The organism is Paenibacillus sp. 1-8, from assembly GCF_056316205.1.
The window spans coordinates 3929006-3941680 of sequence record NZ_CM149995.1 but is presented as its reverse complement, the minus strand read 5'-3'; the positions used below and the strand labels follow the sequence as shown (position 1 = coordinate 3941680).

General features: G+C 44.5%; 13 protein-coding genes. All 13 read left to right on the top strand.

The genetic code is table 11. From position 1 onward, the window contains the following. Window positions 1–23 precede the first annotated feature (23 nt). The 13 genes from AC0WRU_RS18065 (at window position 24) to AC0WRU_RS18005 (ending at window position 12395) form a co-directional block, all read left to right on the top strand. Window positions 24–620 carry an RDD family protein gene (locus AC0WRU_RS18065; RefSeq protein WP_476125815.1) on the top strand — a complete coding sequence of 199 codons (597 nt, stop codon included), beginning with the start codon at window positions 24–26 and terminating at the stop codon, window positions 618–620. Between the two features lie 108 nt (window positions 621–728). Further along, complete coding sequence (locus tag AC0WRU_RS18060) at window positions 729–1505, top strand: DNA and RNA helicase (protein ID WP_476125814.1); 777 nt, start codon at window positions 729–731, stop codon at window positions 1503–1505. 25 nt (window positions 1506–1530) lie between these two features. After that, a complete protein-coding gene (locus AC0WRU_RS18055; RefSeq protein ID WP_476125813.1) occupies window positions 1531–2130 on the top strand; it encodes a hypothetical protein in 600 nt (199 codons plus the stop codon). Beyond that, window positions 2127–3539 (top strand): phage tail protein, encoded by a 1413-nt coding sequence (locus AC0WRU_RS18050; RefSeq protein ID WP_476125812.1) that lies wholly within the window; start codon window positions 2127–2129, stop codon window positions 3537–3539. The genes AC0WRU_RS18055 and AC0WRU_RS18050 overlap by 4 nt, the downstream gene beginning before the upstream one ends. Continuing rightward, a complete protein-coding gene (locus AC0WRU_RS18045; RefSeq protein ID WP_476125811.1) occupies window positions 3536–4183 on the top strand; it encodes a hypothetical protein in 648 nt (215 codons plus the stop codon). The genes AC0WRU_RS18050 and AC0WRU_RS18045 overlap by 4 nt, the downstream gene beginning before the upstream one ends. Next, complete coding sequence (locus AC0WRU_RS18040; protein ID WP_476125810.1) at window positions 4165–4689, top strand: hypothetical protein; 525 nt, start codon at window positions 4165–4167, stop codon at window positions 4687–4689. The genes AC0WRU_RS18045 and AC0WRU_RS18040 overlap by 19 nt, the downstream gene beginning before the upstream one ends. A gap of 15 nt (window positions 4690–4704) precedes the next feature. Next, the gene (locus tag AC0WRU_RS18035; protein WP_476125809.1) at window positions 4705–5097 is read left to right on the top strand and encodes a DUF4280 domain-containing protein; all 393 of its coding nucleotides are present in this window, start codon (window positions 4705–4707) and stop codon (window positions 5095–5097) included. Window positions 5098–5118: 21 nt separating this feature from the next. Beyond that, window positions 5119–7833 carry a deaminase domain-containing protein gene (locus AC0WRU_RS18030; RefSeq protein WP_476125808.1) on the top strand — a complete coding sequence of 905 codons (2715 nt, stop codon included), beginning with the start codon at window positions 5119–5121 and terminating at the stop codon, window positions 7831–7833. Between the two features lie 19 nt (window positions 7834–7852). Beyond that, complete coding sequence (locus tag AC0WRU_RS18025) at window positions 7853–8350, top strand: SMI1/KNR4 family protein (protein WP_476125807.1); 498 nt, start codon at window positions 7853–7855, stop codon at window positions 8348–8350. A 332-nt stretch (window positions 8351–8682) separates the two neighbouring features. After that, entirely contained in the window at window positions 8683–8964 is a 282-nt protein-coding gene (locus tag AC0WRU_RS18020) for a hypothetical protein (RefSeq protein WP_476125806.1), read from the top strand. A 158-nt stretch (window positions 8965–9122) separates the two neighbouring features. Next, window positions 9123–9644 carry a hypothetical protein gene (locus tag AC0WRU_RS18015; RefSeq protein WP_322156646.1) on the top strand — a complete coding sequence of 174 codons (522 nt, stop codon included), beginning with the start codon at window positions 9123–9125 and terminating at the stop codon, window positions 9642–9644. A 504-nt stretch (window positions 9645–10148) separates the two neighbouring features. Then, entirely contained in the window at window positions 10149–10400 is a 252-nt protein-coding gene (locus AC0WRU_RS18010) for a hypothetical protein (protein ID WP_025686362.1), read from the top strand. 396 nt (window positions 10401–10796) lie between these two features. Continuing rightward, the gene (locus AC0WRU_RS18005; RefSeq protein WP_476125805.1) at window positions 10797–12395 is read left to right on the top strand and encodes a cellulase family glycosylhydrolase; all 1599 of its coding nucleotides are present in this window, start codon (window positions 10797–10799) and stop codon (window positions 12393–12395) included. Window positions 12396–12675: the final 280 nt, after the last annotated feature.

Genomic DNA, 12675 nt, shown 5'->3' with positions numbered 1-12675 from the left:
TTCAATCAGGGGGAACAGCAGGAATGTACGCAGGCTTTTGGAAAAGGTTTTTCGCCTATTGGCTAGATTATTTTATTTTGTATGTAGGTACGATGATCATTGTAGTGCTTACCACTTTGATAGGGACATTAACTTCTTTTATCCCTGCATGGGGAAGCACTTTGTATCCTTCGGTATATGCCTTCCATGGGGCACGGTTATTTTATGAATTGGAAACTATTTCGAACGTACTTGTTTATTTTTCAATAGGCTGGCTGTACTACGCTATCATGGAATCGTCTAAATGTAGAGGAACCTTAGGTAAGCTCGCTTTGGGGATTATTGTCGTAGATGAATACAATGAAAAAATAACTTTCGGACGTGCGAGTGCCCGCTACTGGAGTAGAATCATTACATTTTTCACTATATTTGTCGGCTACATCATGGCAGCCTTCACTGCAAAAAAGCAGACGCTACATGACAAAATCGCTCGTACCTATGTGGTGAACAAAAATTGGCTGGACTACTCGGAGTATATTAAGCAAAATCCACCGCTGACAGAGGTGCCTGTCCCGGCTCCTGCACCCGGCGTGAATCGGTTGTCTATATCTCTAAATAAAGAAGAGCAGACAAAACAGTAATGACGGTGCAGAGCGAACCGGCTGGCGCATTACGTTGCGGCCGCAATGTCGTTACTGAGGTGCTCGACGACACTTGTGCCGAAATCGGCATGGAGAGGAGGAAAACACATGTTAACCCATATCGTGCCGAAGTTTGAGAAAGGCCGTATTCTCAAAACCGAGATGCTGGAAAATCTGCGGGATTACCCCCGTAGTTTTCTGGATATCCGGTATCAGGATTACTCGGATGGCATCATCACCGGGATGAACGTGACGGTTGGAGAGCATTCGCTGATCATTGGCAGAGGCATCGTGAAGTACAGAGGCAGGCTGTACCTGCTGGAACAGGAGCAGGAAGTGCCGTATGCGGCCACGGGGCGGCTATCGGTGTTGAAGCTGCTCTTTTTGGAACAAACAGATCGCCCGGATTTCACCGCTCATCATGCAGATATTGTGCTGGAGGACGAGACCGAGATCGGATTGGATGAGCTGGAGTTGGGCAGGTTCAAGCTCAAAACCGGAGCTGTGCTTCGCTCGGATTATCAGGACTTTGCTGACATGGCTACCGAATTCAATACATGGAGCGATATCCATGTCCCGTTCGCGGGCTTGCATCAAAGTACATTGCGCCCGGAAACGATGCGTTACTTCGCATCGGAGTTGCTTAAAAGCGGCGCAACCGATCCGATGGATTGTATGTTTGCGCTCATGTGCCTGAACCTGGAGGCTGTGGACAGGGAGTCCATTCAGCATTACATTGCAAACCGCAGCGGTGCGGAATACAGGGAATATTCCCATGTGCAGCTTCACAGACAGCTGGTGCTGATCCTGGAAGGAGCCGGGAGGGGGAAGCGCACAGCAGGCCGCTGGCAGGGCGGCGGAGCCGGGCGGATGATTGTGGATTAGTCAATATGTGGAGGAGGAATAGACAGTGAAATATGAGGATGAAAAGATTTTGGATCGGCTCCATGAGATGGAGAAGCTGAAGATGCCTAAAAATATTTTGGCAGGTCCCGTGATCATTGACGGTCAATCCTATGTGTTTGAAGAACGATTTTTCTTTAAGGATCGGTTGAAAATGCATGTTCCCTCTGTTTTGACCCCTATGCCCAAGCATTTGCAAAAGATTAAGTATCCGCATGAGCAGCGTCCGGAAGTCATTTTAACGAATGAATTGGGCAGTGTGGATGTTACCCTGAACCGGGTGGATCAGGCATTACAAGACGAATGGGTGGAACAGCTCACTGCTGGTATGAAGGCAATGATGAAAAATATGAATCCGGCCCATGTATTTTATGAAGAAAAAGTAGAAGAGATCCATGGCAAGCAGATCGGCTATTTTGACTTTAAAAGCCCGGCGCTGGATCAGCCCATTTACCACAATATGTTCTACTTTGAGCTGGAAGGAAAGACGGTTATGGGAACATTTTGTTGTCCTTATAAGCAGTATGCCGAATGGCAGGATATCGCCCTGCAAATGATTCATACCATTCAAACGGTTGACGAGGCAGAAGAGGAGGGATATGAATGAGTAACCCCATTTACACCACGGCTGATGTTCAGGTTGTCCCTTATCAGTTTCAAAGTGTACTAAGTGTTCATCTCATTAAACAGTTAAACGAGCATGTGAGTTTCAGCATTCGTGGAATTGTTTCGGAGGACAAGCTGGATCAATACGTAGAAAAAGCGGATGAAGATGAGCACATCGAGGTCTTTTTAAAAAGTGAAGGGAAGCAGATCCGTCTCTTTCAGGGAATCGTCACGAATATTGCTGTAAAAGCTGTAAATGGAGTACGCGAGCTCACTATTGAGGCCGGTAGTCAAACTTTATTGATGGATATTCGCCCCAAACGCCGTTCCTTCCAAAAAACAGGGGAGTCTTATAACAACTTATTTTCACATATTACAGGTTCATATTCAGATGCAGAAGTGGTTGATGAGGCTTCTCATGGCGCAGCTATCGGTGAATTATTGGTGCAATACAATGAAACGGACTGGGCCTTTGTTAAAAGAATTGCTTCTCGGCTGCATGCTGCTCTAATTCCAATTACGATGCAACAAGGACTGAAATATGTGATCGGTGTCCCCCATTCCAGTGCCCCTCAACCGCTGAACGAACATAACTATTCCATTAAAAAAGACTTGAAGGAGCACAAGCTCATGTCCCGCAACGGACTGCCGGAATTTGGCGAGTCCAACAGCTTGAGCTATGAAGTGACCAGCAACAAAGTTCTAGAGCTTGGTAGTTCCGTCATTTTTCTTAAAAGAACTCTTTACGTAGCCAAGGCGGAAACGACTACCGAAGGAAATCTGATCGTGAATCGTTACATTTTACGGGATGCACATGGGTTAAAATGCCCAACTCACTACGCGTATGATCTGTCAGGTGCTTCTCTGTTTGGCAAGGTAATTGATATTTCCAAAGAAAAAGTGAAAATCAAGCTGGAAATTGATCAAGGCTCGACTGCATCCGGGGCTATGTGGTTTCCCTATTCTACTGTTTATTCTTCTCCCGATGGCAGCGGCTGGTATGTCATGCCGGAAGCAGGGGATCAAATTCGTCTGTACTTTCCGGATGAACGGGAGCAGCATGCTTTTGCCGCCAGTTCTGTCGATCTTGCCTCCTCTGATCCTGTGAAAAGAAGTGATCCTGCGGTCAAAAGCATCAGCACTAAATACGGCAAACAGGTGGTTTTCAAGCCGGGTGCGGTAGAAATTATCAATAGTGGACAAATGCTGATGCGCCTCACAGATGAAGGCGGTATTGAAATTAACAGTAACAAAAAAATAACCCTGTCTGCTCAGGAGGATATCCAAATTACAGGGGGCACCAAAATTATTATGGAGGGGAAAGAAGGCGTAAGTTTTATTCAATCCGGAGCCAAGCTCGACATTATGGACGATGTGAGATTAACCGGGGGTAAGGTGAACATTGAATGAAGCTCATGGAACGGGATGCAGCGTTGCAGGACTTGCTGGAAAAGCACGTATTTACGGAATGGCTTCATGATCTGGCGCTCATTGAAAACAACTTTCTGACACGGCAGCAAGCTATTGAAGAGGAACTTATAGCGGCTTTAGAATCGCTATGCCAGCTCGCTACCGTTCAGCACGAGCAAGGTCGCAAGGGGGATATTCGATATATTTATATCTCCTTGCTTAGAACCCGTGTGATGGAAAATAGAGCTGTTTACCGGATAGACGCCTATGATGAGAATTGGTTTCTGGATGAGGCTGAATGCGCGGTGGAGTGGTCGGCAGACTTTGTTTTCGAGCCTCTGTTCAATCGCATGGCTAAGCTGGAAAAGCTTAAATCCGACTATGCCCGTAAGATTACGACGATGGATATTGAGCAGATTCAACAAATTGAAGCGGTTAAATACCACCTGCTCACCGTTGAGTTTCTCAAAAGTCAGATGCCAGCCTTTGTCGCTTCCCCTTCGCTAGAAAGGATGCCGAAAGCTGACATATGCACGATATTTGCTGGAGAGTATCGAGATGATAGCGAGATATTGTGCCGTTTTACGCGTAAAGGGGAAGTCGGGGAGCGAGAGGGGGAAGCCTCATGGATTATTTTCTCTTAAAGCAGGATGTGCGGTATACCAACGTTCCTATGCTGCGAAAGGTGTTTGAAACGATTGATCCGTGGAAGCTGTATGATTTGCAGCCGGAGGATATTGTCAAGCCATTGATGTTCAACGTGAGGGCAGATGCAGAAAGTATTTTTATCGATTATCTGGAAGGCCCTATTCTTCTCATATCAGATGCTTTAAAAAGTCTTGTCCAGGCCTATGTGCCGGAGCTGCCTATGAAATTAACGATACTTACTCAGATCGAACAGAAGATGCAGAAGAATTACTATATTCCTTTTGTGAAGCGGCTTACTGCCGTACATCCGGAAAGTGAATGGAATTTGGATCAAAGTGTGCTTAAAAAGCTGGTATTACAGGCAGACGCTATTCGGGGCCACAAGATATTTAGAATTCAGGAGAGTGCCGCCCCGATGATCATCGTCCGTTTGGACGTGGCGGAAAGCATATTGCGGCGCGATTATTCCGGGATCGCTTTGGAACAGGTCCGGGTGAAATAGGGAGGTTGAGATAACATGCCAGACGATGAGTATTATGTCGTACGGGGAGCCTGTATGCGTTGTACTTGCGGGAGCCATCCTCGAAAGATCAATTTGCCGAACAGCCACGGCTCTTTTGTTAATGGTAAACCGATGATGAATGAAGGGGATTATTCTCCTGAAAATGTCCCTCATTTTGGAATTTGTAATAGTCCGGAACAGCCGAGTGCCGAAACCGTTTATCTGATCGCTGAAGATGGCTCTACGATTTCTGGAAAGCCATGCATGCCGATGCTGACGGACAAGTGGAAAAACACAAAAGAGCATACGAAGGTGGAAGGCCAGCCAGCCTTGACGACTTCTTCATTTCAGACTTGTTTATATCATGGATTTATCGAATTTCATACGAATGGCCAGCAGGAGGAATAGCTGGAAGGGAGGTTTGAAAACATGATAGGATATGATCAGATTCGAATAGATTCCCCCTACCCCATTCAGGTCTTAAAGGATGTTCAGATCGAGTGGAAGCCGGGTGAGCATGGGCGTATTACACTCACAGCCATTTGTAAGGAGTCGAGTCATGCCACGGCTGCGCTGGATGCGACTTCAGAGGATCAGCTACATGTGTATGCTCAAAAAGAACAAGAGAAAATCAGCTTGTTTAAGGGTGTCGTCCATACGGTGGAGGTTGAGAACCATAATGGAGTATATACACTTACACTGGAGGGAATCAGTGGCTCATTTGAGCTGGATATTGTCAAAAGAAAGCGGTCTTTTCCTGAGGAAAAACAAACATACAAGCAGTTAGTGAATAAGCTTGCTCAAGGCTATGCACGAAGTGATGTGCTGTATCAAACCGGGGAGCAGTCGGTAGGCGAAGCGATTTTACAATATGATGAAACCGACTGGGAGCTTATGAAACGGATGGCGAGTCGTTTACATACAGTGGTGGTAAGCGACATATGGGAGTCCGCAGCGCCGAAGCTGTATTTCGGCATGCCCACAGGTACCCAACGGACGATTCGGGAGAATACGCCTTATACGGCAAGCAAAGATTTAAAGGGCTATCAACAAGCAGGCGGGACGTCAGCCGGGTTACATGACACCGACTTTTTCAAATACGAGATCGAAAGCGGAGAACGGTATGCTCTCGGAGACGAGGTGCAATTTCGCCAGAAAACGATGATTGTAACTGAATTGCGAAGCCGCATGGAAAAGGGTCATTTGCTATTCAGTTATGTATTGGCCCGCGCGGAGGGGATACGCAGCGATTTCATCCCCAATTTCAAAACGATCGGGATTTCACTGGAAGGAGAGGTTCTCGCGGTTCGGGGAGAGGAAGTAAAGCTACGGTTGGCGATTGATAAGGATGACGGGGTATCCGAGCCGCATTGGTTCCCGTTTGCTCCCCCAACGGGAAGTGCGATGTACAGCATGCCGAAGGTGGGAACACATGCAAGCCTGTATTTTCCGGATGCATCTGGCTCCAGAGCGATGATTTTGGGTGCAGTTCGTACGAACGGAGATGGATGTGCGAAAACGAGTGATCCGAATGACCGATATTTTGGTACGGAGCATGGAAGTGAGCTGAAAATGGCCCCAGGTCGCATCCACATCATGGGTGATCCGGGTGGAACGTTGCAGATGAGTCTGGACGATGCTACGGGGATTGAAATTACAAGTCCGAAGAAGCTGACGCTAGAAGCAGAGCAGGAAATCATTCTGAATACGCCGAAGAAAATTATTATTGACGGGACGAGCCAGGTCATGGCGTACCAGACGGGAGGAAGTACGGGGCTTTCGGTAGAAAACGAATACCATGTGCTGGGAGGAAATGTCTGGGCGGACGGAAGCGACCGAACTGCATACCCGCCGTTTGATGATGAACCGAAGGAAGGCGAGCCACCTCCACCGCCGCCACCTCCTGAGCCGTTTAATTGGGGCAAGCTGGGGATGAATATTTTGGGAGGCTTGGCAGTCGTGGCAGCCGTAGCCGTGGTAGCAGCTATTACGGTAGCGACGCTTGGAGCGGGTACGGTGGTCATTGCGGCGGTAGCCGGAGGAGCGCTGCTGGCGGGTGGCTTGGGTGTAGCAAGCTTGGCCGCATCAGATATCGCCCGAGGGGAAGTGAGCGACTTCAGCGACTATGCCCTGACCGGCTTGAAAGAAGCGGGAATCGGGGCGGTATCTGGAGCGATCTTTGGCCCTCTCGGTGTAGGGGGAACCTTACTGAGGAAAGCAGCGATCGGCGGTGTGACAAATGCGGCAGAAAATCTGGCTAGCCAAGTGCTAAGCGGTGAAAAGATTAACTGGGGCTCGGTAGCAAAAGACGCAGGTTTGGGCTTTGTCACCGTGGGCGTACTGGATTCCAAAGTAGGCAAGGCCATCGGCGGATTCGCGGAAAAGGTAGGCAGCAAGGTCACACCTCAATGGATTGGTAAAGGTGTAGATGCAGTTGGAGCAGGCTTTGGCAAAGCTGTAAACAAGCTGGAACAGACCGGCAGCAAGCTGGGCCAGAAGTTCAATGAGCAACTGAGTAAAATGGCAGACGGCCTCAACACCGGGAAGTTGGCCACAGCCAACGGAGCGCCAGTTCCATCGGTTCCGCACGTTAATAAGATGGACAGCGGACCACTTCCGCAGACAGATGTGCAGAAGAATTACAACAAGGTCATGAAGGAAATGGAAGAGGGAGCAGCGAAGAAGATTGAGGGGACGGGTAATGGTGTAAACTCGACCAATCGAATACTTAGGGAAGCAACTGAAGAAGATAAAAACTTAATTGATGATGTCTATAAAAAATTTCAAGCAAGTTCAAAGAAGAAAAATGCAGCAGTTACCAAAGGCAAGCTAGGTAACGATATAATTGATTTACAATCAATTAGTGGTCAAATAGATCCCAAAAACCCATTCCATAAAGGTAACTTTAATAAGCCAGATGAGAATGCTTATGTTTCAAGAGATCCAGTTGAACAAAGAGTAAACGACTCCGAGCAAAAGATGATCGAATATCTTCGAGAGAAATATAAAGATACGCCTGATATTTCTGGTGAGATTGAAATTATTTCGGATAGAGAAATTTGTAGTAGTTGTAATGATATTATTGATCAATTTCAAGAAGAATTCAAAAATATTATAATTACTAGAGTGCAAATAAAAAAATAGGGATGAGGAGTTTTGTTTTATGAATAATGGAAACAAATATTTGGGAGAAAACAACATCGATTCATTTTTAATGTTTCTAAAGGAAAGCTACAGTAGCAATCTTAAGGCTTGTGATGCAAACGATATGATGCAAATAACACAAATCGCAGAGGGTAGAAAACTACCTGAAGCGTATTTGAAATTTATGGAGTGTGCAGGTAGGGGCTATATTATGTTCAAAGGGTCAGACTATACTATAAAAGATATAGAAATATATAAAGAATTAAAGGAGGGAGCAATAGAAGTATTAGAGGAATGTAACTTTAAAAATAGAATAGGTGACGACCAGTTTGTTTTTATGGGGCATCAAGGATACATGTACTGGTTTTTCGATCTAAACGATGGTAGTAACCCTCCAGTCTATTTTTTTGAAGAAAGCTATGATGAGTCAGTTACTCAAGGTGAGTTTATAAAATTGAGTGATAGTTTTTCAGAGTTTTTGATAAAAAAATATAATGGTGAACTTCCACGCTATTAGAGGTAATTAAACAAGAACTATCTGTCAATGAAAACATATTTCGAGTCTGTCTATAACTTTGTGTAAACATGCGCCACAATGCGAGCTAACCGCCCGTATTGTGGTCTTTTTTAGTTTGTAGACTGGTGCAGCGGCTTCTCAAAAGCTCCCCACCCAGTGCTGAATGAACCCATCATTCAACCAATAACACATCTAACCCATGTAATACCCGTATGAAAGTTTCAGCATTTCGTTTGTACGCACATCAACGCTTTAATTTTATAACCTAAATAACGCTTTTTCGTTACGCGAAGCAGGTCGATAGTGTAGGTGGAAATGGTGGAGGTAGGAGAGTGGAGGAGACAATAGATACTACGTCTCCCAATTCGAAACCAAAAGAGAATCTACCTGAGACTGAGGGGACGGGAAATGGTGGCCCGAAACCTAGTGGGGCTGAGCCGAATTTTAGCCCGAATTTCGATAAAAAATTAAAAAAACATGCTCAAGATATCTATGAAACTTCAAGGGATTTAGGTGTTCCAGTTAAAAAAGGGGATAAAGAAGGGATGAAAGAGTTTGTTTCCTCAATTGTAAATGACTCAAAAAATCTCGCTAATTCGAAACCTTTTGAATAGAATACAATCGAGTCTGTAGATGCTTTTGTTAAGGGGGATGCAGTTGTTTTAGTTAATCGACAAACAAACGAAATATTGACTTTCTTAAATAAAAAAGGAGATCGTTTATCAAGTAAGTTAAAATCCGAATTAGATTTGATTGGAGAGTGAGGACGACTATGAATAACTATATAATATCTTTTACAAAAAAGTTTGATTATTTTTTCGAGCAAAAAGAAATCTCAAATATTATTTATTTACATGATGAGGATGATAATGAGAGATTAGATCATGTCCTTTTCCTTGAGAAAGATGATGGTAATGTTATAGGCTTGTATATAAGAGGCATGAATCCGTTAATCTCAGTGAATAGAATTTACGATTTGGATGATTTTAATTTATTTGCAAGTTATGAAGGATTGGTTGAATCTAAGGAAAATATTAAACTCAGAATAGAGTATATATGTTTGTTTTTTAGCTCTGAATATAACGAACTATTAGGTTTTTATTTATCGAATAACGATGCATCCAGTTCTCTATTTGTATTATTTTTACAAGATGAGATTGATGTGAAAAAGAATTGTAGTAAGTCAGACGCTAGTAAGATACTTAAAAATAAGTATTCGACTGAAGGTTATATAACTTACGAAAAAAAGAGTGAGAGTGACTGGGAAGAAATAAAAATGGAATGTCAACAGTAAACTAAACAAAGTTTTCAAATGTACTAGTCTTGATTTTTTTGGTGGGGCTACCCAGTGCCGAATGAGCCCATCATTCAACCAATAACACATCTAACCCATCTAACCCATGTAATACCTGTATGAATATTTTTCCATTTCTGTTGTACGCACATCAAATGCTTTAATTTTATAACCTAAATATCACTATTCCGTTACATCAAACAGGTTGATTATGGTCAGATACCACCATGATTGACCTGTTTTTTGTTATGTTCGCTTTCTCACAGTTTTTTGAAATCAATCGCAAGGTGGATCAAACCGTTACTCGGATCTAGCTTTTATCGAAAATTTTATGTAATCCCTCGCTAATTCTGAAAAAATTCAAGGTTTGTTCATTGCAATTTCAAAACAATAGGTTTATAATTTCAAACGGATTCAAAGGGGCTTATCCCGGAATCCATGGGAATTTATCCTATCTGAGCTTGCGTGTGCATGCTCAAATAAGAATTAAGCGAGGGATTTACAATGAAAACCTGCTGCACTATCCAGGTAGACGAAGACAGTTTAGTTATTGATTTGCCGGAAGAAGGAACCAGGCTGGACTCCCTGCTCGGTGATATTGAGAGCTGTGGTGGAAGTGAAGAGCCTTGGCTACAACTGATCGACAAGGTAATGGGCAACTCATCTGAGACTATACTGACAGGTCAAGTGACGGATGGCGGCGATACGAAGGAAGATCAGACGATCAAAAAACCTCAGGCAGCCGCTCAGGGGTAATAGGCAGATCATACGTTAATACGATATTTTTAACACGATACGATTCACATACATGATCATGTATAAGACTGCTATACCGGGCCGAAGGGCATGGGGAGCAGTCTTTTTTCTAGGCTTTTTAGAAGTTTTAGCATCTTTTTTCATAGTGGCAAAATTCGTCAAATTTCGCAATTTTCAGGTGGGTCTTTTATCCCGAAACCGTGACTTCCTGTTCATTTTCCACCATAAAGTCGAAATGTAACATAGAACTAACTATAATAGTAGTAACATCCATATACAGGTAAGTGACACCTAATGTTGGACCTGATCCTCTTGCGTATAAAGGAGGGGAGCAAAAAGGCGGAGAACAACGTACTGATAAGCTTATCCACTTTATAAAAAGGAAGGAATGTGTAAATGATGAATGAGCAATGGGTCCTGCCAAGGATCGCAAAAAGAGTAGCAGTGATGTTAACTGCGGTGTTACTGTTGACGTTAACGAACGGATTTAACTGGAATGAGCAGACCGCAGAGGCTGCCGGTACAACTCCTGTGGAGCGTTACGGGCAACTTTCAGTGAAGAACGGCAAACTGGTGGATAAAAACGGGCAGCCTATACAGCTCAAAGGGATTAGCTCTCATGGTGTTCAATGGTTTGGAGATTTGGTGAATGAGGATTCCATGAAATGGCTGCGGGACGACTGGGGCATTTCCTTGTTCCGCGTTGCGTTGTACACCGAGGAAGACGGTTATATTGCCAATCCTTCATTAAAAAATAAAGTGAAGGAAGCAATTGAGGCAGCACAGAAGCTGGGATTGTACGTTATTATTGACTGGCACATTCTCTCGGATGGTGATCCGAACATTCATAAAAATGAAGCCAAGGCTTTCTTTAATGAATTTGCAACTCAGTACGGCAATTTGCCAAACGTGATCTACGAGCTTGCCAACGAACCGAACGGGAACGTGAACTGGAACAACCAAATTCGTCCTTATGCGTTGGAGGTATCCCAGGTTATTCGAGCCAAGGACCCAGACAATATTATTATTGCAGGTACAGGCATGTGGAGTCAGGATGTACACGATGCAGCAGATAACCCACTTCCAGACAAAAATACGCTGTACACCGTGCATTTCTATGCGGGTACGCACGGACAATACCTGCGGGATCGTGTCGATTACGCGCTGAACAAGGGCGTGGGCATATTTGCTACGGAATGGGGAACCAGTGATGCTTCGGGTAACGGGGGGCCGTTCCTGAATGAGTCTAAGGTATGGACAGATTTCCTGGCTAGTCGTGGAATCAGTTGGGCAAACTGGTCGTTGGCCGATAAAAATGAAACCTCTGCTGCGCTTTTACCTGGCGCTAACCGTAAAGGGGGATGGCCTGATTCACAATTGTCGGCTTCCGGTAAATTCGTAAAACAAGCCATTCTGGAAGGCTCCAACAACAATACTGGAGGCGACAATAACGGTGGTGACAGTGGCGAAGATGGTAACAATGGTGGAAACAACGGCGGCGATAACGGCAACGGAGGAAGCACACCAGGCGGGGACGATCAAGGGATTGTGCTTCAATATCGCACCGGAGACACGAATACCAAGGATAACGCAATCCGCCCTGAATTTAATATCAAAAACACAGGGAACACAGCTGTCAAGCTGAGTGATTTGAAAATTCGCTACTATTACACGGATGAAAGCAAACAAAGTCAGCAATTGTTTGTAGACTGGGCCAAGGTTGGAAATGAAAAGGTAAAAGCAACTTTTATAACGTTGCCAGAGCCGAAGGCCAAGGCTGACAAATATGTGGAAATTTCATTTACTGATGGAGCAGGTACTATTCAGCCCGGCGGGGAAAGCGGAGAAATCCAACCCCGCATCCATGCTGCGAATTGGAGCAATTTTGATGAAACCAACGATTATTCATATGGTGCTAATCAAACGGCCTTCGCAAACTGGGACCGTGCAACCGTTTATCAACAGGGCAAGCTGGTATGGGGTATAGAGCCTTAAGAAAGAGTGATTATACCCGGAATGAGTAAATAACACAGGACTTTTGGGTCAACTTTTCAAGATTTGGAGTAGAGAGTATGCGTCTTTGGTATATGGGTATTGGAACTTTAGGAGGCAATACGTGGCTCTTTAGATCCAATGTATATACTACTAAAGTACCATATAATATTCTACTTTCGCGCTGCTTGAACTACTTCCATAGCACAGAGGGTTTGGTCCTAATGGACCGTTCCTCAACAAAGAACCCCCGCTTTTTGCCATAACAGGCAGGCGGGGGTTT

Bases quoted from the DNA above. Each gene is read 5' to 3' on its own strand.
- AC0WRU_RS18065 (WP_476125815.1), top strand. From the start codon at position 24: ATGTACGCAGGCTTTTGGAAAAGGTTTTTCGCCTATTGGCTAGATTAT.
- AC0WRU_RS18030 (WP_476125808.1), top strand. From the start codon at position 5,119: ATGATAGGATATGATCAGATTCGAATAGATTCCCCCTACCCCATTCAG.
- AC0WRU_RS18040 (WP_476125810.1), top strand. From the start codon at position 4,165: ATGGATTATTTTCTCTTAAAGCAGGATGTGCGGTATACCAACGTTCCT.
- AC0WRU_RS18005 (WP_476125805.1), top strand. From the start codon at position 10,797: ATGATGAATGAGCAATGGGTCCTGCCAAGGATCGCAAAAAGAGTAGCA.
- AC0WRU_RS18045 (WP_476125811.1), top strand. From the start codon at position 3,536: ATGAAGCTCATGGAACGGGATGCAGCGTTGCAGGACTTGCTGGAAAAG.
- AC0WRU_RS18025 (WP_476125807.1), top strand. From the start codon at position 7,853: ATGAATAATGGAAACAAATATTTGGGAGAAAACAACATCGATTCATTT.
- AC0WRU_RS18060 (WP_476125814.1), top strand. From the start codon at position 729: ATGTTAACCCATATCGTGCCGAAGTTTGAGAAAGGCCGTATTCTCAAA.
- AC0WRU_RS18035 (WP_476125809.1), top strand. From the start codon at position 4,705: ATGCCAGACGATGAGTATTATGTCGTACGGGGAGCCTGTATGCGTTGT.
- AC0WRU_RS18015 (WP_322156646.1), top strand. From the start codon at position 9,123: ATGAATAACTATATAATATCTTTTACAAAAAAGTTTGATTATTTTTTC.
- AC0WRU_RS18010 (WP_025686362.1), top strand. From the start codon at position 10,149: ATGAAAACCTGCTGCACTATCCAGGTAGACGAAGACAGTTTAGTTATT.
- AC0WRU_RS18050 (WP_476125812.1), top strand. From the start codon at position 2,127: ATGAGTAACCCCATTTACACCACGGCTGATGTTCAGGTTGTCCCTTAT.